The sequence below is a fragment of the Pseudomonas fungipugnans genome (genome assembly GCF_029955235.1).
GTDB lineage: Bacteria > Pseudomonadota > Gammaproteobacteria > Pseudomonadales > Pseudomonadaceae > Aquipseudomonas > Aquipseudomonas fungipugnans.
This window is the reverse complement of record NZ_JARBWL010000001.1, coordinates 2,549,750-2,572,934: the sequence shown is the minus strand read 5'-3', so window position 1 is coordinate 2,572,934 and position 23,185 is coordinate 2,549,750. Positions and strand designations below refer to the sequence as shown.

At 60.5% G+C, this 23,185-nt stretch carries 19 protein-coding genes and 1 pseudogene; 12 read left to right on the top strand and 8 right to left on the bottom strand.

Annotated features, from left to right (window positions below; all coding sequences use genetic code 11):
- Window positions 1-9: 9 nt before the first annotated feature.
- A complete protein-coding gene (locus tag POF45_RS10570; protein ID WP_259496466.1) occupies window positions 10-3,111 on the bottom strand; it encodes a multidrug efflux RND transporter permease subunit in 3,102 nt (1,033 codons plus the stop codon).
- Window positions 3,108-4,268, bottom strand: coding sequence for an efflux RND transporter periplasmic adaptor subunit (locus tag POF45_RS10565; RefSeq protein ID WP_282315649.1), 1,161 nt, complete (start codon window positions 4,266-4,268; stop codon window positions 3,108-3,110). The genes POF45_RS10570 and POF45_RS10565 overlap by 4 nt, the downstream gene beginning before the upstream one ends.
- A gap of 342 nt (window positions 4,269-4,610) precedes the next feature.
- On the opposite strand from POF45_RS10565, the gene POF45_RS10560 reads away from it, so the two are divergent.
- The 3 genes and pseudogenes from POF45_RS10560 to POF45_RS10555 all read left to right on the top strand — a co-directional run bounded on the left by POF45_RS10560 (window position 4,611) and on the right by POF45_RS10555 (window position 6,606).
- Window positions 4,611-4,868, top strand: a complete 258-nt coding sequence (locus POF45_RS10560) for a hypothetical protein (protein ID WP_259496464.1) — start codon at window positions 4,611-4,613, stop codon at window positions 4,866-4,868.
- Between the two features lie 154 nt (window positions 4,869-5,022).
- Window positions 5,023-5,304 (top strand): annotated as a pseudogene (locus tag POF45_RS29870) (PAS domain-containing protein); the annotation flags it as partial.
- Between the two features lie 222 nt (window positions 5,305-5,526).
- A complete protein-coding gene (locus POF45_RS10555; protein WP_431978606.1) occupies window positions 5,527-6,606 on the top strand; it encodes a methyl-accepting chemotaxis protein in 1,080 nt (359 codons plus the stop codon).
- 134 nt (window positions 6,607-6,740) lie between these two features.
- Here POF45_RS10555 and POF45_RS10550 read toward each other — a convergent pair whose 3' ends face one another.
- The 5 genes from POF45_RS10550 to norR form a co-directional block, all read right to left on the bottom strand.
- A complete protein-coding gene (locus POF45_RS10550; protein WP_282315647.1) occupies window positions 6,741-7,490 on the bottom strand; it encodes a YkgJ family cysteine cluster protein in 750 nt (249 codons plus the stop codon).
- 83 nt (window positions 7,491-7,573) lie between these two features.
- Window positions 7,574-7,888, bottom strand: coding sequence for a hypothetical protein (locus POF45_RS10545; RefSeq protein ID WP_259496461.1), 315 nt, complete (start codon window positions 7,886-7,888; stop codon window positions 7,574-7,576).
- A 158-nt stretch (window positions 7,889-8,046) separates the two neighbouring features.
- Complete coding sequence (locus POF45_RS10540; RefSeq protein ID WP_259496460.1) at window positions 8,047-8,529, bottom strand: GNAT family N-acetyltransferase; 483 nt, start codon at window positions 8,527-8,529, stop codon at window positions 8,047-8,049.
- Window positions 8,530-8,532: 3 nt separating this feature from the next.
- On the bottom strand, window positions 8,533-9,435 hold the full coding sequence (locus POF45_RS10535) for a chemotaxis protein CheV (protein WP_259496459.1): 903 nt from the start codon (window positions 9,433-9,435) through the stop codon (window positions 8,533-8,535).
- A 268-nt stretch (window positions 9,436-9,703) separates the two neighbouring features.
- Window positions 9,704-11,251, bottom strand: coding sequence for a nitric oxide reductase transcriptional regulator NorR (gene norR, locus POF45_RS10530; RefSeq protein WP_282315646.1), 1,548 nt, complete (start codon window positions 11,249-11,251; stop codon window positions 9,704-9,706).
- Window positions 11,252-11,398: 147 nt separating this feature from the next.
- On the opposite strand from norR, the gene hmpA reads away from it, so the two are divergent.
- The 7 genes from hmpA (at window position 11,399) to cyoE (ending at window position 19,024) form a co-directional block, all read left to right on the top strand.
- Entirely contained in the window at window positions 11,399-12,580 is a 1,182-nt protein-coding gene (hmpA, locus tag POF45_RS10525) for an NO-inducible flavohemoprotein (RefSeq protein ID WP_282315645.1), read from the top strand.
- A gap of 266 nt (window positions 12,581-12,846) precedes the next feature.
- Window positions 12,847-13,356 carry a disulfide bond formation protein B gene (locus POF45_RS10520; RefSeq protein WP_259496450.1) on the top strand — a complete coding sequence of 170 codons (510 nt, stop codon included), beginning with the start codon at window positions 12,847-12,849 and terminating at the stop codon, window positions 13,354-13,356.
- An 813-nt stretch (window positions 13,357-14,169) separates the two neighbouring features.
- The gene (gene cyoA, locus POF45_RS10515; RefSeq protein WP_259496448.1) at window positions 14,170-15,114 is read left to right on the top strand and encodes a ubiquinol oxidase subunit II; all 945 of its coding nucleotides are present in this window, start codon (window positions 14,170-14,172) and stop codon (window positions 15,112-15,114) included.
- 3 nt (window positions 15,115-15,117) lie between these two features.
- Window positions 15,118-17,148 (top strand): cytochrome o ubiquinol oxidase subunit I, encoded by a 2,031-nt coding sequence (gene cyoB / locus POF45_RS10510; RefSeq protein ID WP_282315643.1) that lies wholly within the window; start codon window positions 15,118-15,120, stop codon window positions 17,146-17,148.
- 3 nt (window positions 17,149-17,151) lie between these two features.
- Window positions 17,152-17,778 carry a cytochrome o ubiquinol oxidase subunit III gene (locus tag POF45_RS10505; protein ID WP_259496441.1) on the top strand — a complete coding sequence of 209 codons (627 nt, stop codon included), beginning with the start codon at window positions 17,152-17,154 and terminating at the stop codon, window positions 17,776-17,778.
- Window positions 17,778-18,125, top strand: coding sequence for a cytochrome o ubiquinol oxidase subunit IV (gene cyoD, locus POF45_RS10500; RefSeq protein ID WP_259496440.1), 348 nt, complete (start codon window positions 17,778-17,780; stop codon window positions 18,123-18,125). Before POF45_RS10505 ends, cyoD begins: the two co-directional genes overlap by 1 nt.
- 11 nt (window positions 18,126-18,136) lie before the next feature.
- Window positions 18,137-19,024, top strand: a complete 888-nt coding sequence (cyoE, locus tag POF45_RS10495; protein WP_259496439.1) for a heme o synthase — start codon at window positions 18,137-18,139, stop codon at window positions 19,022-19,024.
- Window positions 19,025-19,154: 130 nt separating this feature from the next.
- On the opposite strand, the gene POF45_RS10490 is transcribed toward cyoE, so the two are convergent.
- On the bottom strand, window positions 19,155-20,573 hold the full coding sequence (locus tag POF45_RS10490) for an aminotransferase-like domain-containing protein (RefSeq protein ID WP_259496438.1): 1,419 nt from the start codon (window positions 20,571-20,573) through the stop codon (window positions 19,155-19,157).
- Between the two features lie 148 nt (window positions 20,574-20,721).
- Between POF45_RS10490 and POF45_RS10485 the strand changes: the two genes are divergently transcribed.
- Both POF45_RS10485 and POF45_RS10480 read left to right on the top strand, forming a co-directional pair.
- Window positions 20,722-21,822, top strand: coding sequence for an MFS transporter (locus POF45_RS10485; protein ID WP_282315642.1), 1,101 nt, complete (start codon window positions 20,722-20,724; stop codon window positions 21,820-21,822).
- A gap of 54 nt (window positions 21,823-21,876) precedes the next feature.
- Window positions 21,877-23,157: an ATP-grasp domain-containing protein gene (locus tag POF45_RS10480; protein WP_282315641.1), complete on the top strand. Its 1,281-nt coding sequence runs from the start codon at window positions 21,877-21,879 to the stop codon at window positions 23,155-23,157.
- Window positions 23,158-23,185 lie beyond the last annotated feature (28 nt).

Sequence of the window (23,185 nt, the reverse complement as noted above, 5' to 3'; positions counted from 1 at the left end):
GACCCCGCCTCAGTCTGTGGTCGCCAGTGCCGGCAATGGCGCTGGTTTGGGCCGATGGAAAAATCGTTCCAGCCACAAGTATATGACCGGTGTGGTAAATAGCGTCAGCGCCTGGCTTACCAACAGGCCGCCGACCACCGCAATACCCAGTGGCTGGCGCAGTTCGGCGCCGGTGCCGTAACCCAGCATCAGCGGCAAGGCACCGAGCAGGGCGGCGAGGGTGGTCATGATGATCGGCCGGAACCGCGTGATACAGGCCTGGTAGATCGCCTCTTCCGGCGGCAGTCCGCCGTTGCGCTGAGCTTCCAGCGCGAAGTCGATCATCAGGATGCCGTTTTTCTTGACGATGCCGATCAACAGTACCAGCCCGATCAACGCCATGATCGAAAAGTCCTGGCCGCAAATCCACAGCATGATCACCGCGCCAAGTCCCGCCGACGGCAGGGTCGAGATGATCGTCAGCGGGTGCACGAAGCTCTCGTAGAGCACGCCAAGAATGATGTACACCGCCACCAGCGCCGCCAGGATCAGCCATGGCTGACTGGCCAGCGAGCTCTGGAACGCCTGGGCCGCACCCTGGAAGTTGCCGCTGATGGCCGCCGGCATGCCAATCTCGGCCTTGGCCTGGTTGAGCATGATCACCGCATCCCCCAACGCCACGCCGGGCGCCAGGTTGAACGAGAGGTTGGCGGCCGGGAACATGCCGTCATGGGCAATGGACAGCGGGCCGATGGTCGGCGCATCGAACCTGGCCAGCGCCGACAGTGGCACCATTTCCCCGCTAAGTGGTGAGCGCAGGTAGAAATAGTTGAGACTCTCGGCCTTGCCGCGCTGTTTGGTGTCCAGTTCCAGAATCACGTTGTACTGGTTGATCTGGGTCTGGAACTCGTTGATCTGCCGCTGACCGAAGGCGTCGTACAGCGCTTCGTCGACATCGCTGGCGGTCAGGCCGAAGCGCGAGGCGGCGATGCGGTCGATGCTGATGTGGGTGATGCTGCCGCCCAGTTGCAGGTCGTTGGAAAGATCGCGGAACGCCGGGTTGGTGCGCAGTTTTTCCGTCAGGCGTTGGGTCCAGGTGCTCAGCGTCGGGCCATCGTTGCTCTTGAGCACGTATTGATACTGGGCGCGGCTCGGGCCGGAGCTGAGGTTGATGTCCTGGCCTGCACGCAGGTACAGAACAATGCCCGGCACTTTCATCAACTGTGGACGAATCCGGTCGATGAACTGGCTGGCGCTGACGTCACGCTCGCCCCGTGGTTTGAGGGCGATCCAGAAGCGTCCGTTGGCGATGGTCTGGTTACTGCCCGAGACGCCGACCGAGTGGGAAAACGCCTGCACGGCCGGGTCGGCGGCGACGATTTCGGCCATCGCCAGGTGTTTTTTCACCATGTCGCTGTAGGAAATGTCGGCAGCCGCTTCCGTGGTGCCGAGGACAAAACCGGTGTCCTGAATCGGGAAGAAGCCTTTGGGGATGAAGATGTAACCGGCGATGGCCAGGCCCAGCGACAGGCAAAACACCCCGATCATCAAGCGCTGGTGAGCGAGGGCGCGACGCAGGAGTTTCTCGTAACCGGCCAGCAAGCGCTCGCCAAACCCCGGTTTGCTGTGGGCATGATGCACCGGTGCGCGCATGAACAAGGCCGCCAGCGTCGGCGCCAGGGTCAGCGATACCACCACCGAAATCAGAATGGTCGAGGTCGCCGTCAGGGCGAATTCCTTGAACAGTCGCCCGACCACGCCGCCCATGAACAGCAGCGGGATGAATGCCGCCACCAGCGAGAAGCTGATCGAGACCACGGTAAAGCCAATCTCGCCAGCGCCCTTGATCGCCGCTTCGCGCATGCCGTCGCCCGCCTCGAGGTGTCGGTGGATGTTCTCCACCACCACGATCGCGTCGTCGACCACAAACCCCACGGCCACCACGATCGCCACCAGCGTCAAGTTGTTCAGGCTGAAACCCATGATGTACATCAGGGCGAAACTGGCCGTCAGCGACACGCCGAGCACGGCTGACACAATCAGCGTCGCCGACAACTGGCGCAGGAACAGCGCCATCACCGCCACCACCAGCATGATCGCGATGAACAGGGTGATTTCCACTTCATGCAACGACGCGCGGATAGTCTGCGTACGGTCGATCAACACCTTGACCTGCACCGAGGCCGGCAACATGGCTTCAAGGCCCGGCAGCGCGGCCTGGATACGGTCCACGGTTTCAACGATGTTGGCGCCTGGCTGGCGGGAGATCACCAGGTTCACCCCCGGTTGATCGCCAGCCCAGGCTTGCACGTAGGCATCTTCCGAACCGTTGACGACTTTGGCGACATCCTTGAGGTGAACCGGTGCGCCATCCTTGTAGGAAACGATGAGCTGGCTGTATTCGTCAGGGTGGAACAGCTGGTCGTTGGTGGACAGGGTCGAGATGCTCGACTCACCGTACAACGCGCCCTTGGCCAGATTGAGGCTGGTCTGCTGGATCGCCAGGCGAATATCCGCCAGGGTCAGGCCGATGGCCGCGAGTTTGTCCGCCGAGGCCTGGACCCGAATCGCCGGACGTTGCTGACCGGTGATGTTGATTTGGCCTACGCCGTCGATCTGACTGATCTGACGCGACAGCAGGGTTTCCACCAGGTCACTGAGTTCGGTGCCGGGCATTTGGCTGGAGCTGACGCTGAGGATCAGCACCGGGCTGTCTGCCGGGTTGACCTTCTTCCAGGTCGGCAGTGTCGGCATGTCCTTGGGCAGCTTGCCGGCGGCGGTGTTGATCGCCGCCTGTACTTCCTGGGCAGCGGTGTCGATGCTCTTGTCGAGGGTGAATTGCAGGGTCAGCAGACTGGAGCCCAGCGCACTGCTGGACGTCATCTGGGTCATGCCGGGGATGGCGCTGAATTGCACCTCAAGCGGCGTGGCCACCGACGACGCCATGGTGTCGGGGCTGGCGCCGGGCAGTTGCGCGGACACCTGAATGGTCGGGAACTCCGCTTCCGGCAAAGGCGCGATGGGCAAACGCGGGAACGCAATGACGCCCAGCAGCACCATCGCAAAGGTCAGCAGAATCGTTGCCACCGGGTGATCGATGCACCAGCCGGAAACCCCTCCGCGGCCCGTCATTGTGCTGCCCCTGATTGCACCACTTGTGGTGGATCAGTCAGCACCTGCACGGTGGAGCCCGGTTTAAGGCGCGACTGGCCATCGCTGACCAGCACATCACCTGCGTTTACGCCGGTGATGGTGTCCTGACCGCTGCCTTGATAGACCATCTGCACCGGTACGGTTTCGACCTTGTCGCCTTTGATCCGGTACACGAAATGTTGATCGAGGCCACGTTGTACGACTGTGGGCGGTACGACCAGCGCATCTTTATCCAGCGCTGTCTGAATCTGTACCGTCACCAGCAGGCCGGGCCACAGCTTCTGGCCGGCGTTGTTGAATTCAGCCTTGGCGCGGATGGTCCCGGTGTTGGCATTGATCTGGTTATCGATCAGCGTCAGGTGACCTTCGCCCAGCAGATTGCCGGTTTCGCCGTCGGTGTCAGCGCCGATGTAGGCTTTGACCTGCGCATTTTTCGGGTCAGCGATCAGCCCTTGCAGGGTTGGCAGCATTTGCTGCGGCAAGGAAAACTCGACGGCGATGGGGTCGATCTGGGTCACGGTGAACAGGCCCTGAGCGTCAGCCATGCGCAGGAAGTTGCCTTCGTCCACGGTACGAATACCAACGCGGCCAGTAACCGGGGAGCGAATCTGCGTGTAGGAAAGCTGAACCTGAGCGGCATCGATGGACGCCTGATTGCCTTGGGCGGTGGCCTTGAGCTGATTGACCAGTGCTTGCTGCTGGTCGTAAGTCTGCTTGGAAACCCCGTCGTCGACACTCAACAGTTTGTAGCGCTGCAGGTTGACCAGCGCCACTTGCAACTGTGCTTGGCTTTCACCCAACTGCGCACGGGCCTGATCGAGGCTGGCGCGGATCGAACGGTCATCGATGGTCGCCAGCAAATCCCCGGTCTTGACCAGTTGCCCTTCCTTGACCAGTAATTTGGTCAGCACGCCGTCGATCTGCGAACGAACCACCACACTGTGCAGCGACAGCACCGAACCGATGCCGGTGACATAGCGCGGCACATCTTTTTCGGTCACGGCAACGACCCGCACCGGGATCGCCGTAGGGGCGGCAAGTTTGGCGGTGGCGGGGCGAGTGGCATACCACAGGCCCAGTCCTGCAATGACAATCAAAGGGGCTGCGATCAAGGCGGATTTTTTCTGAATTCGCATGCGAGTGGGGCGCCGGGCTAGAGGGTCGGAAGGGTGTCAGGTTTATACCTTCCTTATAGCCCTGTCAGGGGGTCAGGAAAGTGACTGCTAACTGACGGGGCTGTCAGTTTGGGCGTGTGAGTCTGTACCGCGCTCCCACAGTGTTTGGTGTACAACACAGATCAACTGTGGGAGCCGGGCTTGCCCGCGATGGCTTCTGTTCAGTCAGCACAAAAACCAAATGACCTTCTTCCTGTCGCCTGAAACCGACCACTTGCAGCTTGCAACTCCCGACACAGGTATACTCGCGCCTTTCACGGCTCGCTTATCGGGCCGGACTTTTGTGCACCACCCGGAGCTTTCATGACTTCCCCGACACAACCGCCGGTTGCCGACGCCTTGAGCGACGACCAGGCTGACCTGCCAGACAGCGTCGACTCCAGCGCAGACAGCGAATCCAAAGCCGCGATCCCGGCCTTCAAGTTCCCGTTCAAGCCGGGCGAACTGGCCGCTGCAAAAGCCGCCAGCCAGCCGTGGTACAAGAACGGCGCCAAGAACGGCCACACCAAGACCCCAGGCGCAGCGCCGCCGGGTACACGTCGTTCGATGGGCAAGCGCTGAAGTTTATCCCCCGCGTACCAGCCATCGTTGGCGATTTACGGCACCAATGATGGCTAAGTGCTCAGTTCCTGAGCCAGATCAACGTTTGTGGAATTCGTGCGCTTAGAGTCAGCAGCCCTGCCGACTCTATTCCCATAAAACGAGCGCGCTTTCCATGAAGATCAACCTCCCGGTGACCGGTCGCAACGTCGACTTTACAGCTGATGCGAACATTCTTTCGACCACCGATCTGACCAGCGCGATCACCTACGCCAACGACGACTTCATCAATATCAGCGGCTACAGCCGTGAAGAGTTGCTGGGTGCCCCACATAACCTGTTGCGCCACCCGGACATGCCGGCGCCGGCGTTCGCGCATATGTGGCAGACCCTCAAGAACGGCCGCTCATGGATGGGACTGGTGAAAAATCGCTGCAAGAATGGCGATCACTATTGGGTCAGTGCATTCGCCACGCCAATGACACAAAACGGCCAGGCCGTGGAATACCAGTCGGTACGCACAAAACCCGGTGCCCGGCAGATCGAAGCCGCGGAAAAAGCCTATGCCGCGATTCGAGAGGGGCGGACATCGTTGCGCCAACGCCTTCCGCAAATCAGCCTCGGGCTCAAGTTGTCCGTGTTGTTCGGCGTTGTGCTGGCCGCTGTGGTCGGTGCCGAGATGTGGTTGCATGCCTCGTTTTCGATCAGCGACTTGTCGGCGCTGGCGGTGGGTTGTGGCCTGGTGGCGTTTGGTGTCGGTGCGCTGCTGCGGCCACTGAACACCTTGACCGAGCGCGCCCGGCAGATTGCCGATAACCCGTTGAGCCAGGGGATTTATACCGGTCGCCGGGATCAGTTCGGCCAGATCGAATTTGCCCTGCAGATGCTCGAAGCGCAGGTCGGTGCGGTGGTGGGGCGCATTGGCGATGCGTCGCAACGGCTGGCCGGGCACGCGGCGCAACTGGTCGAGCATCTGCACAGCAGCCACACCAGCTCCCTGGCCCAGCAGGCGGAAACCGATCAGGTGGCGGCGGCAATTCACCAGATGGCGGCCAGCGTGGCGCAGGTCGCCAGCCATGCGCAGCAGGCCTCGGTGGCGGCGGATCTGGCGGGTAGCGAAACCCGCGAAGGCTATCAACTGGTCGGCGCCAGCCGCAGTGCGGTGCTGCGCCTGGCCGAAGAGCTGGTGCGGGCGACGGAGGTGATTCATCAGCTGGAAGGCCATAGCACTGATATCTCCGGGGTGCTGGAAGTGATTCGCAGCATCGCCGAGCAAACCAACCTGTTGGCGCTGAACGCGGCCATTGAAGCGGCGCGGGCCGGGGATGCCGGACGCGGATTTGCAGTGGTGGCCGATGAAGTGCGCGGGCTGGCCCAACGCACTCAACAATCGACCAACGAGATTCAACGGATGATCAGCACCCTGCAAAACGGTGCGCGGGATGCGGTGCTGGTGATGCAGCAAAGCAGCGAGCATGTGGAGAACAGCGTTGATCAGGCCAGCCGCGCCACGCAGGCGCTGGACGGGATCAGCCAGCGGGTGAACCGGATTTCCGAAATGAGCCTGCAAATTGCCGCGGCGGTGGAAGAGCAGAGTGCGGTGAGTGAAGACATCAACCGCAACATCATCGGCATTCGCACGGCGTGTGAGGTGACGGTGAATGAGGGGCGCCAGAGCCAGGTCAATTCAGAGGATGTGGCGGGACTGGCGGGGGATTTGCGGTTGCTGGCGCGGGAGTTTTGGGGGCGGCGGGGTTAGATTCGGGTTTTGTGTCGGCAGGGCCGGCCCCTTCGCGAGCAGGCTCGCTCCCACATTGGATCTTCAGTGTTCACCACACCTGTGGTAGCGAGCCTGCTCGCGAAGAGGCCATGACATGCAACTGATCCCAGGGATCAAGCCGTCCGCAACGAGATAAACGCATAATTCACCGGCACCTCAACCGCCACCTGTGCCCCAGCCGCCACAACCTGCCCGGCAATGTCCTCGCCCGACACATGAAACAGCCACTCACTGGCGGCCGCCGAGGGCGGTTGCTCAGCCACCTGATCGATCACCGCTGCAAACGCGGCCATATCCGGCAGATAAGCAGTAAACCCGTCGCCCTTGAGCGCTGTCGTGCGAATCCCCAGCCGCGCGCAAATCGCATCCTTGGTCTGTACATCATCACGATCCGCCTGCCGCGAGCGCAGGATCAGGTCCGACAGTTCCCGATCCACCCACTCACTCCCGACAATCAGATCCGGCCCCTGGGCCCAGGACTCAGGCGGGCATTCCTTCGCTGCCGGGTTCAACGGAATGTGTGGATTGATTTCCATCGGATAAATGCGACACACCAGTGGCCGGCGTTCGTAGATGCGGCACAGGTTGTCTTCGTCAAGATTCCGGCAGGCGCCGACGTTGTAAGCGGCGAAGGTGATGGCCACGTAGGCCTGGGCGGCACCGCTACGGATCGCCACCGAGCGGCGTTCGGCATGTTCGCGCTGCTGCGCTGGCACGCCCAGGCCACTGCTCAGAAATCCTTCCACCAGGACAATCACCTGCCCGCCGTCAACCGCCCACATGCGGGCTTCCGCCAGGGTCAGGGGCACATGGTGATCGTTGCAGCATTTGCCGCAACCTACGCAGGAAAACGTCGTATTCATGGGTCAGCTGGTCGCATCTGAAGGCAGGAGACGGCGCCAGAAAGTCAGCGCAATGGCCTGTATCGAAGCAAGTTATGCGCCAGTCATTGTGGGCGGATGCTGTCCCATTCGGTCACGTAGGCGGTTTTGCTTTTCTTGTGGTAAAGGCACAGCTCAGTGCCTTGCTGGCCTTTCATGTGTTTTTGCGGGTACTGGCCTTGCAACAGGAGGGCGGTGTAGCCAACCCGATCATCGAATTGTGCGGGGTTGCCCACGGGCTTGGCGGCTTTCAGGCCGCTGGCCTTGGTGCAGCTGGCGAGGACGGTTTTGTCGAAGGCGGCCCAGGCGTCGGGGGTGGAGGCTTGGGCCTGGGCGGTGAGGGCGGTGAGGCAGAGCAGGATCAGGGTTGGGGCTTTCATGGTTTGGGCGTCCTTGGGCTTGAGTTGGCCAAGGCTGGAGTATGCCTGATGGTGTTATGTCGGTAGTGCAGGCCCCATCGCGAGCAAGCTCGCTCCCACAGGTTTTGTGAACACTGAAGATCCAATGTGGGAGCGAGCCTGCTCGCGATGGTGGTAGCTCAGGCTGGCACCGGCTCGCGCCGAACCACATACATCCCGGCACTTTCATACAATCGCAGCGCCCGCAGGTTGTCTTCCAGCACCTTCAAATCCACAAATCCCTCGTGCCGTTCCTGAAACACCTTGAAAGCATGTAGCAGCAATGCGCGGCCAAGTCCCAGGCCCTGGGCCCGGGGATGCACCACCAGATTCTTGATGTAGGCGCTGGTCCAGCACTGGCAAACCCCGACGATGCCCTCGGCATCCAGTGCGATGAAGCACAATTGCGGGTCATATTCGGCGTCGGTTTCAAAACGCTGTTGCCACACCTCAAGCGCCGGCACACGACCGCCGCCCTCGCGATAGCCCAGCTCCATCAACTCATGGACCGCTTGAGCCCGCTGAGGGTGGTAAACCGTCAGATCAACACCCTTTGGCCAGACAATCGCCGGCGCCGCCTCGGCGAGGCAACGCCGCATCAGAAAGCAGAAATCTTCAGCCATGACTCAGTGACCCTGCTCGGCGACCGCCCTGGCCGCTTCGATCAGGCACTTGGTCAGTTCCGGCGAGGAGAACTTGGTCAGCACTCCGTTGGCCCCGGCCAGGCGCGCTTTTTCGCTGTTCATCGCGCTGTCCAGCGAAGTGTGCAGCAGCACATACAGGTGCGAGAAGTCCGGGGTTTCGCGCAGTGTGCGGGTGAAGGCGTAGCCGTCCATCTCCGACATTTCGATGTCCGAGACGATCAGGTTGATCTGCTGCGCGGTGCCTTGCAGGTCCAGCAGGCAGTCGATGGCCTCCTTGGCGCTGCGGGCGGTGTGGCATTGCAGGCCGAGGTTGCGCAGGGTGTGCACCGATTGCTGCAACGCGGTCTGGCTGTCGTCGACCACCAGGATCCGGGCGTTGCCCAGCACTTCGGCGTCTTCCATGCTCAGTTCGGTCGGCGCCATTTCGATCTGCGCCGGGGCGATGCCGTGGATGACTTTTTCGATGTCCAGCACTTGCACCAGTACACCGTCGACCGAGGTCACGCCGGTGATGTAGGAGCGCACGCCGCCGGAGCCAAAGGGCGGCGGACGGATGTCGGTGGTCAGGCAGTGGACGATCTTGCTCACGGCCTGCACGTGCAGGCCCTGTTTGGAGCGGCTGACGTCGGTGACAATCAGGCAGCCGCCGTTGGGATCTTCCAGCGGTCGTTCGCCAATGGCGCGACTGAGGTCGATCACCGACAGTGAGGCGCCGCGCAGGGTGGCAATGCCTTTGACGTGGGGGTGCGACTCCGGCAGCTTGGTCAGCGGCGGGCAGGGGATGATTTCACTGACTTTCAGCAGGTTGATCGCCATCAGCTTGCCGCTGCGCAAGGTAAACAGCAGAAGCGAAAGTGAATCTGCGCGGGCTTTGTTGGAGGACATAAAAACCTTCTGTGGAAAAAGGTGATGGGCGAGTTGGAAGTCGCCTGAAAGCTATTGATGCCGGGTTATCGACTTCTTGGGGGCAGGCTTTAGGTAAATACCCATCACCAGCCAAATGGTGAGCCCCTGTGGCGAGGGCGCTCGCTCCCGCTCGGCTGCGCAGCAGTCGCAAAACTGCACATCAGGATTACCTGATGCGACGCGTTGCCTGATTCGGGAGCGCTGCGCATTCCAGCGCGAGCAAGCTCCCTCGCCACAGTGGATTGCACTATTTCATCCCCAATCTCTTGGCCATGCGCCCCAGATTCGCTCGATCCAAGCCTAGCTCACGGGCGGCGCTCGCCCAATTGTTGTGATGCCGTTCCAGGCAGGCGCTGATCAGTTGGCGCTGATAATGCTCGGTCGCCGCCCGCAAGTCGCCCGAAACCAAAGGCGCAGGGCTGGCGGCGGTTGGCGCCGCCTCGGGTTCGACACGGTCATGCGGCAAGTCCAGATCCGCCGCGCTCAAGCTCAATATCTTCGGCCGTTCCTTGCAGTGACCCAGCGCCTTCAACGCACTGCGCCCGATCAAATGCTCCAGCTCCCGTACATTTCCCGGCCAGCCATACGCGAGCAGCGCTGCCTGGGCGTCGCTGCTCAGGCGCAGGCTGTTGAGGCCCAGGCGCGAGCGGTTCTGTTCCAGGAAATAGCCGCTGAGCAGCAACACGTCCCGGCCGCGATCACGCAAGGCGGGCACCAGCAAGGGGTAGACGCTCAGTCGATGGTAAAAATCGGCGCGGTAACGACCGCTGCGCACTTCTTCGGCCAGGTCACGGTTGGTCGCGGCGATCAAACGCACGTCCACCTGGTGCTCCTTGTCCGAGCCCAGCCGCTGCAACTGGCCGCTTTGCAGCACCCGCAGCAGCTTGGCCTGCACGGTCAGCGACAGTTCGCCGACTTCATCGAGAAACAGTGTGCCGCCGTTGGCCAGTTCGAATTTGCCGCGACGGTCATTCATGGCGCCGGTAAACGCGCCGCGCACATGGCCGAACAGTTCACTTTCCACCAGCGTATCCGGCAGCGCGGCGCAGTTGAGGCTGATGATCGGTTTGTCGGCGCGAGGGGAAGCGGCGTGAATCGCCTGCGCTACCAGCTCCTTGCCGACCCCGGTCTCGCCGGTGATCAGCACGGTCAGGTCGCTGCCGCCGACCAGATTGATTTCGTCCACCAGCCGTTTATGGGCCTTGCTCTGGCCGATCATCTCCCGGCTCTGGCCGCTGGCCTGGCGATAGACCTCGGCGCGCTGGTGTTCGTCTTCAGCGCGACTGGCCAACCGTTCGATCCGCTCGGCGGCGTTGACGGTGGCGGCGGCCAGGCTGGCGAAGGCGTGCAGGGCGTCCAGTTCTATCGGCTCGAAGCGCTCCGGGTCGAGGGCGTCGAGGGTCAGCAGGCCCCATGGGCGCTCGTCGATAAACAGCGGACAGCCCATGCAGTCGTGGACTTGCAGATGTTCGTGGAGGCCTTCCACCAGCCCGTCATAGGGATCGGGCAATTGGCTGTCGGCGGCAAACCGGGTCGGGCCGGGGCTGCCGAGCAAGGCTTCGAAGCGCGGGTGTTCACTGACTTTGAAGCGTCGGCCCAGGGTGTCGGTGCTCAAGCCGTCCACGGCCAGCGGCACCAGCCACTCGCCATCGAGGCGCAACAACGCGGCGGCATCGCAGGGCAACAGGGCGCGCATGGCTTCGAGCAGGCGCCGATAGCGCTCGCCTTCGGGCAGCTCACGCGACAGATCGGACACCAGCGGCAGCAGGGCGGTGAGAAGGGGTTTTGCAGTCATAGTGACTCCATGTGGTCGAAGTGACTATAAATCCATCTGTGTCTATATGACTACTATGTTTTCAACTTATTGATTTATAAGAATTTAATTGTTGGCATGGAAACTGATGAGCCTAGGGTAATCAAGTAAAGCTCAGGAGTGTCCCTAATGCTTAGCCTTCAAGACCGTGCCATCGTCAAATCCACTGTGCCGTTGCTGGAAAGCGGCGGCGAAGCATTGATCACCCACTTCTACCGGATGATGCTCTCTGAGTATCCGCAAGTTCGCCCGCTGTTCAACCAGGCGCATCAGGCCAGTGGCGATCAGCCGCGGGCCTTGGCCAATGGCGTATTGATGTACGCCCGCCACATTGACCAGCTCGACCAGTTGGGCGACCTGGTGGCCAAGATCATCAACAAACACGTGGCGCTGCAAATCCTGCCGGAGCATTACCCGATTGTCGGAAGTTGCCTGCTGCGCGCGATTGCCGAGGTGCTGGGTGAGGAGATCGCCACCCCGCAAGTGATCGCGGCGTGGGGAGCGGCCTACGGTCAATTGGCCGATATCCTGATCGGCGCCGAGTCAGCGATCTACGACCAGAAAGCCCAGGCACCCGGCGGCTGGCGTGGGGCGCGGGAGTTCATCGTGACGGCCAAGGTCGAAGAGAGCGCGGAAATCATCTCGTTCTACTTCGAGCCAGCGGACAAAGGTCCGATCCTCGCCGCCGAGCCGGGTCAGTACATCGGCATGAAGCTGGTCCTCGACGGTGAAGAGATTCGCCGTAACTACTCGCTGTCGTCCCTGTCAGACAACGGCCAGTACCGCATCAGCGTCAAGCGGGAAACCGGCGGCCGCGCTTCCAACTACCTGCACGACCAGTTGCATGTAGGCGCGAGCATCCACCTGTTCCCGCCATCGGGCGAGTTCACCCTGACTGCCAGCGACAAGCCGCTGGTGCTGATCAGCGGTGGCGTGGGCATTACCCCAACGCTGGCGATGCTGGAAGCGGCGCTGGCCACCGAACGGCCGGTGCATTTCATCCACTGTGCGCGTAATGGCAGCGTGCATGCCTTCCGCGGCTGGGTCGATGGATTGGCGGCACGTCATCCGCAGCTCAAGCGCTTTTATTGCTATGCCGAGGACGACGGCGTGAGCCCGGCGGCGGACAAGGTCGGGCTGTTGAGCCAGGAACAGTTGGGCGAGTGGCTGCCGCAGCAGCGGGATCTGGACGCTTACTTCCTTGGGCCGAAAGGGTTCATGGGGGCGATCAAGCGTCATCTCAACGCTCTGGGTGTGCCAGAGCAGCAGAGCCGGTATGAGTTCTTCGGGCCGGCTTCGGCGCTGGAATAAGCGGTCGCGCTGATTCAGCAGGCCCGAGGTGCGGCATTCGCGAGCAGGCTCGCTCCCACATGGGAATTTGTGAACGACACAGATCCAGTGTGGGAGCGAGCCTGCTCGCGAAGGCGGCAACCCGGTCTCAAGCCTTGGAAAAAACACCCAAAACTTAATCCCTTCTTAACCGGTTTATCGTTTATTCCCCCCAATCCCACCAGCCCACACCGGCTCAGCGCCTGCGTGTAGACTGGCGGGCAGTCGATATCTTGAAGGGAAATGCGATGAGTGACGAAACAATGCGGTTGGGACGTGAGCGACGCTACCTGGTGTTGCTGGGCATCATCTGCCTGGCGCTGATCGGTGGCGCGCTGTACATGCAAGTGGTGCTGGGTGAAGCGCCATGCCCGCTGTGCATCCTGCAACGTTATGCACTGCTGCTGATCGCGCTGTTCGCGTTTATCGGCGCGGCGATGCGCACCCGTCGCAGCATCACGGTGTTTGAAACCCTGGTAGTGATCTGCGCGCTGGCCGGCGTGGCGGCGGCCGGGCATCACGTCTATACGCAGTTTTACCCGGCGGTCAGCTGTGGCATCGATGTGCTGCAACCGATTGTCGACGGCCTGCCGCTGGCGAAGATCTTCCCGCTGGGTTTCCAGGTCGACGGCTTCTGCTCCACGCCGTATCCGCCGATCCTTGGCCTGTCCCTGGCGCAATGGGCGCTGGTGGCCTTTGTGCTGGTGGTGGTACTGGTGCCGTTGCTGACGTCGCGTAACCGCAAAGCCCCGCGCTGAGTCATACGCTGCCTGCAAAAAAGCCCTGGCCCTCGTTGAGAGGGCCGGGGCGTTTTGCATTTCAGACCTCAGGTAAACAGATCGTGATGAACGGCAACCAAGGGGGCTGCGCATGTGCGACATGTTGTCACAGCTTGAGTGTCGCAGGGCATTTCAAGACGACTATTCAGTGCGTAGCTAAGCAACGAAATCCCGCCTTTTTTGCGAAGCGGGTTTTCAACCTCAATGCAGGTAAACAGGCAGTTTTAACAGGCCCCGGTGAATCGATAAAACCCCTATGAAATGGGGGCTTTAGCGGGGTCTAAGCAGGGCGCTTGGCCATCAAGGCTGTCTGAACTGCGGGTGGTAGACCTACAAATTTTGGTGTTTTTGTTGAGAATTAATTTCGATAAGATGCGGAACTTTTGCGAAATCGGTTAATGATTGTTGCTGGAATGGATAAAAATTATTTCGGGATGAGACATGGTTTATAAAACGCTACATATCTACAATCGCCCGCACTGAATTCCCGACGCTGCTCACCCCGATTAGGGAGCTTGAGCAGAATGAGGGTGTCGAGAGGCTTAGCGGCTTCATGCGACTCCCAGGTGTCGGTGCCTTTCCGACTATCCGCACCAAATGGAATTGGTCTGTAACAAGGCCTTTGACCACGAATTCGAATAAGAACTCACCGCCAGCCCAGGATTTGTCGTACAGCGTCTGACGCGCGACGGGCGGCCTTATTCAATCCAAGAAAATGCCAACCCTTGGCAGGGTGAAGTGTTGGCGATCAAAACCCAACTGCATTGCGCAAGCTGCTTTAGAGGTCGTGAGATGAGTAAAAACAGGTACCCCAGACTACTAGGCTTATTGCCGCTGATCGGCACGTTGTTGCTGTCAGGCTGCAACATGACCTTGCTCGATCCCAAGGGCCAGGTCGGCCTGGACGAGCGAAACCTGATCATCACCGCAACGCTGCTGATGCTGTTGGTTGTCGTGCCGGTCATCGTCATGACGTTCCTGTTCGCCTGGAAATATCGCGCTTCCAACACAGACGCGGTCTACGCGCCTAAATGGTCGCACTCCACCAAGATCGAAATCGCGGTGTGGGCTGTTCCGGTCCTGATCATCATTGCCCTGGGTTATGTGACCTACAAGTCCACCCACGCACTGGATCCGTACCGTCCGCTGGATTCCGACGTCAAGCCGATCACCATTGAAGTGGTCGCCATGGACTGGAAGTGGCTGTTCATCTACCCGGAACAGGGTATCGCCACCGTCAACAAGATCGTGTTCCCGGCACACACGCCGATCAACTTCAAGGTCACCTCCGACACCGTGATGAACTCGTTCTTCATCCCGGGCCTGGGCGGCCAGATCTATGCGATGGCGGGCATGCAGACCAAGCTGCACCTGATTGCCAACCAGAACGCTGAACTCGACGGTATCTCCGCCAACTACAGCGGCGCGGGTTTCACCGGCATGAAGTTCAAAGCAATCGCCACGACTCAGGAAGATTTCGACGCCTGGGTCAGTGATGTCAAGAAGGCACCTAAACAGCTGGAAAAAGCTGAATACGAAGCCCTTTCCAAGCCAAGCCAGAACAACCCAGTCGAGCTCTACTCCTCGGTTACGCCAAACCTGTTCCAGATCATCGTCGACAAGTACGAAGGCATGAAACCGGGCAAGCCATTGGAACACGAGAAGAAAGAGAAAGAAGTGGCCGCGATGGAAGGGATGGACATGAGTTCGCATTCAGCTGCCGGGGCAGAGGAGTAAACGATGTTTGGTAAATTAAGTTGGGAAGCGATCCCGTTCCACGAGCCGATTGTGATGATTACCATCGCCATGATCGCGCTCGGTGGTCTGGCGGTGTTCGGGTTGATCACCTACTTCAAGAAGTGGACCTACCTGTGGACCGAGTGGCTGACGTCGGTCGACCACAAGAAAATCGGCGTGATGTACATCATCGTTGCCATGGTCATGCTGCTGCGCGGCTTTGCCGACGCCATCATGATGCGTTCCCAGCTGGCCCTGGCCACCGAGGGTTCGCCTGGCTACCTGCCGCCTGAACACTATGACCAGATCTTCACCGCTCACGGTGTGATCATGATCATCTTCATGGCGATGCCATTCTTCACCGGCCTGATGAACCTTGCAGTGCCTCTGCAGATCGGCGCCCGTGACGTTGCCTACCCATTCCTGAACTCCCTGAGCTTCTGGCTGCTGGTTTCCGGCGTGGTGCTGGTCAACGTGTCCCTGGGTGTCGGCGAATTCGCCCGTACCGGTTGGGTTGCGTATCCACCGCTGTCTGAACTGGGCTACAGCCCGGGCGTGGGTGTGGACTACTACATCTGGGCACTACAGCTATCGGGGCTAGGTACGACGCTAACCGGGGTGAACTTCCTGGCGACCGTGCTGAAGATGCGTACTCCAGGCATGAAAATGATGGACATGCCGATCTTCACCTGGACCTGCACCTGGGCCAACGTCCTGATCGTGGCTTCGTTCCCGATCCTGACCGCTACCCTGGCACTGCTGACGCTTGACCGTTACATGGATTTCCACATTTTCACCAATGAACTTGGTGGCAATCCAATGATGTACGTCAACCTGTTCTGGGCCTGGGGTCACCCCGAGGTTTACATTCTGATTCTGCCGGCGTTCGGGGTCTTCTCCGAAGTCATCTCGACCTTCTCCGGCAAGCGTCTGTTCGGCCACCACTCGATGATCTACGCCAGTGGCGCGATCTCGATCCTGGGCTTCATGGTCTGGCTGCACCACTTCTTCACCATGGGTTCGGGTGCCAACGTCAACGCCTTCTTCGGCCTGGCGACGATGCTGATCTCGATCCCGACGGGGGTGAAGCTATTCAACTGGCTGTTCACCATCTACCGTGGCCGTCTGCGTATCACCAGCCAGGTCCTGTGGACCCTGGGCTTCATGGTGACCTTCGCCATCGGCGGCATGACCGGCGTACTGCTGGCCATCCCGGGTGCGGACTTCGTCCTGCACAACAGCCTGTTCGTGATCGCTCACTTCCACAACGTGATCATCGGCGGCGCCGTGTTCGGCTACATCGCTGGTTTCGCCTTCTTCTTCCCTAAAGCGTTCGGCTTCAAGCTGCACGAAGGTTGGGGCAAGGCAGCGTTCTGGTTCTGGATTTCGGGCTTCTTCGTCGCGTTCATGCCGCTCTATGCACTGGGCTTCATGGGCATGACCCGTCGTCTGAACGCCACCACCAACCCTGAGTGGGTGCCTTACCTGCACGTTGCAATGATCGGCGCGATCATGATCGCTGTCGGTATTGCCTGCCAGTTGATCCAGCTGTACGTCAGTATCCGTGACCGCAAGAAGCCGGAAAACATGTGCGAACATGGCGACCCGTGGAATGCCCACACCCTGGAATGGTCGACCTCGTCGCCACCACCGTTCTACAACTTCGCCGTACTGCCGAAGGCTCCAGGTATCGACCCGTTCACCGAAGCCAAGGAAAACGGCACTGCGTACCAGACTCCGGTCAAGTACGAGCCGATCCACATGCCAAACAACACCGCGACCGGTCTGGTCATGGGTGCCCTGTTGACCGTGTTCGGTTTCGCGATGATCTGGCACATCTGGTGGATGGCCATCTTCGGCCTCGCTGGCACCGTGATCTACTTCGTGATCCATGCTGCCCGTGATGACCAGGGCTATATGGTGCCGGTCGACGTGATCGAGCGCATCGAAGCCGAGCAGCACAAGCGTCTGGTAGCGGCCGGGAAAGTCCCAGCTGGCGCCACCCGTGTTGAAACCTCGTTGGAACAGGCTTAAACCATGTCGAACTTAGTGACCACTGCTGGACACGCCCATGGCACGGACCATGGGCACGACGACCATCACCACGACTCGGGCGAGATGACCGTATTCGGTTTCTGGCTCTACCTGATGACCGACTGCATTCTGTTTGCGTCGATCTTCGCGGTGTACGCGGTACTGGTTAACAACGTAGCGGGTGGCCCGTCGGGCCACGACATCTTCGAACTGCCATACGTGCTGGGCGAAACCGCCTGCCTGTTGCTCAGCTCGATCACCTACGGCTTCGCCATGCTGGCGCTGTTCAAGGGCAACAAGAAGGCGGTATTGGGCTGGTTGGCCATCACCTTCCTGTTCGGCCTGGGCTTCATCGGCATGGAGATCAACGAGTTCCACAAACTGATCTCCGAAGGCTTCGGCCCTAGCCGCTCAGGCTTCCTGTCCGGGTTCTTCACCCTGGTCGGTACCCACGGTCTGCACGTGACCAGCGGTCTGATCTGGATGGCGATCATGATGTATCAGGTCAACAAGCACGGCCTGACGTCGACCAACAAGACCCGCCTGAGCTGCCTGAGCCTGTTCTGGCACTTCCTGGACGTGGTGTGGATCTGTGTATTCACCGTTGTTTACCTGATGGGGACCCTGTAATGGCTAACGCAGCTCACTCACACAGTGGCCATGATAGCCACGACGCCGGTCACGGCAGCGTAAAGTCCTACGCCATCGGCTTCATCCTGTCGGTGATCCTGACGATCATTCCTTTCGGCCTGGTGATGTACCCATCGCTGCCGAAGGTGTGGACCCTGTGGATCGTATTGGCCTTCGCAGTGATCCAGGTGCTGGTGCACCTGGTGTACTTCCTCCACCTGGACCGCTCCGCCGCCCAGCGTAACAACGTGATTGCGTTTGTCTTCGCTGCGATGGTGATCGTCCTGCTGGTTGGCTTGTCGCTGTGGATCATGTTCAGCATCCACACCGTCATGATGGCGCACTGAGGAAAGTCCGGATGTCCTTTAAGCACTTTATCCAAATCACCAAACCGGGGATCATTTTCGGTAACGTGCTTTCTGTGGCAGGCGGATTTTTCCTGGCCTCCAAAGGGCATGTCGATCTGGCCATCTTCCTGGCTGCGATGATCGGCACGTCCCTGGTGGTGGCTTCCGGTTGCGTGTTCAACAACTGCATCGACCGCGACATCGACCTGAAGATGGAACGCACCAAGAACCGGGTGCTGGTCCAGGGCTTGATCTCCCTGAAACTGGCCCTGGTCTATGCGACCCTCCTGGGCGTTGCCGGCGTTGCCTTGTTGTACAAGGTGGCCAACCCGCTGGCCGCGCTGTTCGCGGTCATCGGTTTTGTCATCTACGTCGGCTTCTACAGCCTGTACCTCAAGCGCAAGTCGGTTCACGGCACGCTGGTGGGCAGTCTGTCGGGCGCCATGCCGCCGGTGATTGGTTACGTTGCCGTGACCAACAGCTTCGACATGGCCGCACTGACGCTGCTGGTGATGTTCAGTCTGTGGCAGATGCCGCATTCCTACGCCATCGCGATCTTCCGCTTCAACGATTACCTGGCCGCATCGATTCCAGTGCTGCCAGTGAAGCGCGGGATTCAAGTGGCCAAGAAGCACATCCTGCTCTACATCCTGGCGTTCCTCGTGGCGACCTTGATGCTGACCTTCAGCGGCTACGCCGGCATGAGCTATCTTGCCGTCGCCGCGGCTATGGGCATGTACTGGTTGTACATGGCCTGGACCGGCTACAAGGCAGTGGATGACACGGTCTGGGCACGCAAGCTGTTCGTGTTCTCGATCTTCACCATTACCGCATTGAGCGTGATGATGTCCCTGGACTTCAAAGTGCCGAGCGAGCTGCTGCTGACGTACGCGCCTTAAGCTTCAGACGCCACACGAAAAACCCCGCCCTTTGAAAGGAGAGCGGGGTTTTTTATTGGGGATTTTTCAGCGGGATTTGCGTGACCGCCTTCGCGAGCAGGCTCGCTCCCACAGGGACAATGTTTGTCAGTTACTTGTTGGGTGTATCCAGCAACCGGAAAAACCGCTCCCGCACTTGGGTGTGATCGCTGTGCGCCACATTGAATCTCAGAAAATGACTGGCATTGTCAGCCTTGCTCAGCAAGGTGCCCGGCGCCAACACGAGGTCTTTTTCCAGACCTTTGCGCGCCAGGGTTTCGGCATGTAGCCCTTCGGGCAATCGCGTCCAGATAAACAACCCCTCACCGGGCAACGAAGACGCCGAACACCCAGCCTCTTCCAGCCAGGCCGCCACCCGGCTGCTCGACTCATACAGCCGATCCACCGTTCGCCGCGCGTGCTTGGCGTAGCTGCCGTCACTCAACATCGTGCAGGTAATCTGCTCCGCCAGTTCCGATGTCACGCCGCCACAGGCCATTTTCAGTGCTACCAGACGCGCCGCCAGTTGCGGTGACAGCACCGCATAACTCACGCGGCTGTTGGCGGTCAGGGTCTTGGAGAACCCGGACACGTAAGTGACGTTATCCAGCCCGCTGGCCGCCAGCCTCGGCGTGCGGCGCTGCTGGATGTCGCAGTACAGATCGTCTTCGAGAATGTGGAAACCATAACGGTGACTCAGCTCCAGCAACCGATACACCTGCGCCGGCGAAAACGAGTGCCCGGTGGGGTTATGCAGCGTGCTGTTGGTCATGTACAGCACCGGTTTGTGCGCGATCACCAGTTGCTCGAAAGCATCGAGGTCCATGCCGTCGCAATCCCGGGCGATGGTGATGACCCTGGCCCCGTGCAGCGCCAGATTGGCGTGCAGATTGAAGTAGCACGGATCGTCCAGTACCACGGTGTCGCCGGGTTTGATCAGCAGGCGCATCAGCAGGTCGATGGCCTGCATGGTGTTGGCGGTGGTGATGATCTGGTCCACCGGCACTTCGATGCCGAAGGTCGCCAGTTTCACCCGCAGCGCCTGACGCAATGGCAAGTAACCACCGGCCACACCGTACTCGCCCATGCGCAGGGTGGTGGCGCGCAGTGTGCCGCGCACAGCCTTGAGCAGTTCTTCGGCGGGCAGCCAGGAGGAGGGCAGAAAGCCGCAGCCGGGACGCAGGGCGCCATTCTCCAGCAACAGGGCGCGGCGCACCACGCTGAGGGTGTCTTGCGGTTGCAGGTCTGGCCCGGCACCGCTGGGGAACGAGGTCATGGCGCGATGCACGTAATGCCCCGAGCCCTGGCGTGACACCACCAGGCCCTTGGCCCGCAAGCGATCGAGGGCGTCAACCACCGTGGATTTGCCCACGTTCATCAGGTCGGACAGTTCGCGAATCGGCGGCAGCTTGGCGCCGTGGGGCAGGCCACCCTGGCTGATTGCCAGCGACAACTGGTCGACGATCTGCTGCACCAGCGGCACGCCCGGCTGGAACTCGATGGCGGCGATGACGGCGCGTTGAACCTGCATTTTACTGGTCCCTGTGGCAGTAAAGTTCGTTTGATTCTATACGAACTTCCTCTGATCAGCGCGGGTGCGGCTCTCTACCATCGACTTACAGACTTTTCTGCTTGTCAGCCTTGGCCATAGGGCCAATCGCTTGGTTTAGAGGTGTTGCATGAGTGTTGATACAACGGTCGCCGTGGCCAAACCGGTGATTAATGTTCGCCTGTTCACGATTCGAATCATTACCGCCGTCTCGCTGTTTGCGGTGTTGGGCAAGGCCAACGTCTGGCTCGACACCGCCACCAACAGCATCCTGGCCCTGGGCTATCGGGCCCTCCTGCTGTTATTGCCGCTGACGTTGCTGGTGCTGGGCCGTCGCTCCCTGAGTGTCACGCTGCTGTGCGCCGCCCTGGGCCTGGTGCTGCTGGCGTTGACCAGCAACCAGGGCATGGTGATGTTTGCCGCCGCTTTGTTTGCCTACGGCATTGCGATTGCCGGTTACCTGATCAAGAGCGAAGCGGCGCAAACCAAGGAAGGCGCGGCCTACAACCGGGTGGCGATGAACATGGGCAGCCTGGTGGCCGGTTTGATCCTGTTGTCGCCCCTGCTGACCCCGACGATGTTTTTCCTCGGCGCCGCAGCCTTTGTGCTGCTGTGCCTGCCGATTGCCTTGGGTGCGACCTTCAGCACTGAAGCCATCGTTGCCCGCCCGGCCACGAAAGACGGCAGCGGCTGGCGCAACAAGCTGCCCTGGGTGATCGCCGGCATCATCATGGGTATCAAGCTGTTCGGGGTGTTCTCGATTCTGCCGCAGGCGATCCTGCTCAAGACCGGCGAGCTGCCGGCCTGGTACGGCCTGATGCTGATCCTCAACAGTGCCGTGGTGGTGTTCGCCCAGGTGCCGGTGATGAATCTGATCGAACGCACCGGGCGCTTCAAGGTGCTGGCGGTGATCGGGATCATCGTCGGTGGCTTCGCGGTGCTCTCGTCACCGTCCGCTTTCCATGTCGAAACCCTGGCCGGTGCGCTGGTCTGGGTCGCGCTGCTGTCCATCGCCGAATGCGCGTTCAGCTACCTCGACTACTTCTCCGTGAAACAAAACAACATGTTCGTCAAAGAGGTTTCCCTGGGCGTCGGCGCCGGGCTGACGGTGCTGGTCATGCGAGTGGTGCCGGCGCCGTACAACGCGCTGCTGCTGGCGGCGATCGGCGCGATCGGAATCCTGGCCTGGTACTGGTTCAACCGAAAGTCCGGCGCGGCACTGCACGACTGATCCGTCACGGTTGCAGGTTCCGAAAGAAATGCTTACTTCATGGTCGAGGATCTTATGAGTACGACTTCATGTGTAGTGGTGGTGGGCTACAACGGCAATCGGGTTCACGACATCCAGAAGCTGCGCGAACTGTGCAACAGGCTGTACAACGCGCGGCTGATCCTGCTGGTGGAGCAAATCCAGCCGGAAGATCACCTGGTAGCGGATCACGTCTGCACCACCTCGCTGGCACTGGCCGACCTGGCCGATTCTGTCGATCTGGTGGCCGGTTGCCTGGATGCCGATGACTGGAAACTGATCGGCGTACTGCCGTTTTCGGACCGGGGTGTGTTGCTTGGCGCAGCGCTGGCGACCCATTACGGCTTGCCCGGCATCACGCGCTCGCAAGCGCGAGCCGGGCTGGATAAGCAGGTGTTCCGCAAGCTTGAAGCGCTGGCAGACAGCTCACCCGAGCACTACCATCCGGTATTTTCCACACGTATCGAGAGCTTGGCCGAACTGCGTGAGCGGGTCGTCGAACTGGGTGGCAAAGCCTTCATCAAGCCGGCGTGCGAAGGCGCGAGTCGCGGTTGCCGGGTGATTCATCATCCCTCTGAATGCGAAGAAGCCTGGCAGGCGCTCAAGCCTTATCGCGAGGACGGCATCGTCCTGGAAGAACTGATCCAGAACGCCCATGAATACAGCTGGGAATACGTCGCCGGCAGCACCTGGGTGACCGAAAAAACCACCACCGAAGGCGCCTATCGCGCCGAGATCCAGCAAGTGGTCCCGGCACCCTTGTCGGCCGACGTGCAGGCACGGCTGGTGGCGGCCGGTCGGCACATGTCCGGGCTGGTATCGCTGGATAACGGCGCCTATCACAACGAGATTTTCCTGCGCAGCGACGGCCTGACCTCGGCGGTGGAAACCAACATGCGCCCCGGCGGCATGCACATCTGGGACCTGGCGCGACGGGCATTTGTCGATTTCGACCCATGGGAACGCTGGGTCCGCTGGGCGGTGGAAGGCACCGTTGAACACTTCGATCCGGTGCCTCGTGGCTATTGCGGCATTCGACTGCTCACGGCACCGGCCGGTGGCATCTTGCGCGCGGCCCCCCGCATCGAGGCGCTGGCGCTTGAACTGAACATCGACCTGGTGGAGGGCCTGTATGCCAAGCAAATAGGCGACTCGGTTAGCGCATTGGTGCAGGACAACACCTCGTTCATCGGCCACATCGTCCTGTTCAACACCGACTACGCCCAGCTCAGCGATGACTTGTTGCGCTTGGCAGAGGCGGTCGAATCGCGCATCGCGGTCATCAGCCTGGCCCCGGCATCGATTGCCGTGAGCTGAGTCGTTGCATGACCGATTTGTATTTTTT

What these genes read in the sequence shown, in the direction of transcription:
- POF45_RS10545 (WP_259496461.1), bottom strand. Translation starts at nt 7,888, where the DNA reads ATGAAAGCCCCAACCCTGATCCTGCTCTGCCTCACCGCCCTCACCGCC.
- POF45_RS10485 (WP_282315642.1), top strand. Translation starts at nt 20,722, where the DNA reads ATGAGTGTTGATACAACGGTCGCCGTGGCCAAACCGGTGATTAATGTT.
- POF45_RS10550 (WP_282315647.1), bottom strand. Translation starts at nt 7,490, where the DNA reads ATGAATACGACGTTTTCCTGCGTAGGTTGCGGCAAATGCTGCAACGAT.
- POF45_RS10490 (WP_259496438.1), bottom strand. Translation starts at nt 20,573, where the DNA reads ATGCAGGTTCAACGCGCCGTCATCGCCGCCATCGAGTTCCAGCCGGGC.
- POF45_RS10560 (WP_259496464.1), top strand. Translation starts at nt 4,611, where the DNA reads ATGACTTCCCCGACACAACCGCCGGTTGCCGACGCCTTGAGCGACGAC.
- norR (WP_282315646.1), bottom strand. Translation starts at nt 11,251, where the DNA reads ATGACTGCAAAACCCCTTCTCACCGCCCTGCTGCCGCTGGTGTCCGAT.
- POF45_RS10570 (WP_259496466.1), bottom strand. Translation starts at nt 3,111, where the DNA reads ATGACGGGCCGCGGAGGGGTTTCCGGCTGGTGCATCGATCACCCGGTG.
- cyoA (WP_259496448.1), top strand. Translation starts at nt 14,170, where the DNA reads ATGAGTAAAAACAGGTACCCCAGACTACTAGGCTTATTGCCGCTGATC.
- cyoB (WP_282315643.1), top strand. Translation starts at nt 15,118, where the DNA reads ATGTTTGGTAAATTAAGTTGGGAAGCGATCCCGTTCCACGAGCCGATT.
- POF45_RS10505 (WP_259496441.1), top strand. Translation starts at nt 17,152, where the DNA reads ATGTCGAACTTAGTGACCACTGCTGGACACGCCCATGGCACGGACCAT.
- hmpA (WP_282315645.1), top strand. Translation starts at nt 11,399, where the DNA reads ATGCTTAGCCTTCAAGACCGTGCCATCGTCAAATCCACTGTGCCGTTG.
- POF45_RS10540 (WP_259496460.1), bottom strand. Translation starts at nt 8,529, where the DNA reads ATGGCTGAAGATTTCTGCTTTCTGATGCGGCGTTGCCTCGCCGAGGCG.
- POF45_RS10555 (WP_431978606.1), top strand. Translation starts at nt 5,527, where the DNA reads ATGTGGTTGCATGCCTCGTTTTCGATCAGCGACTTGTCGGCGCTGGCG.
- cyoE (WP_259496439.1), top strand. Translation starts at nt 18,137, where the DNA reads ATGTCCTTTAAGCACTTTATCCAAATCACCAAACCGGGGATCATTTTC.
- POF45_RS10535 (WP_259496459.1), bottom strand. Translation starts at nt 9,435, where the DNA reads ATGTCCTCCAACAAAGCCCGCGCAGATTCACTTTCGCTTCTGCTGTTT.
- POF45_RS10480 (WP_282315641.1), top strand. Translation starts at nt 21,877, where the DNA reads ATGAGTACGACTTCATGTGTAGTGGTGGTGGGCTACAACGGCAATCGG.
- POF45_RS10565 (WP_282315649.1), bottom strand. Translation starts at nt 4,268, where the DNA reads ATGCGAATTCAGAAAAAATCCGCCTTGATCGCAGCCCCTTTGATTGTC.
- POF45_RS10520 (WP_259496450.1), top strand. Translation starts at nt 12,847, where the DNA reads ATGAGTGACGAAACAATGCGGTTGGGACGTGAGCGACGCTACCTGGTG.
- cyoD (WP_259496440.1), top strand. Translation starts at nt 17,778, where the DNA reads ATGGCTAACGCAGCTCACTCACACAGTGGCCATGATAGCCACGACGCC.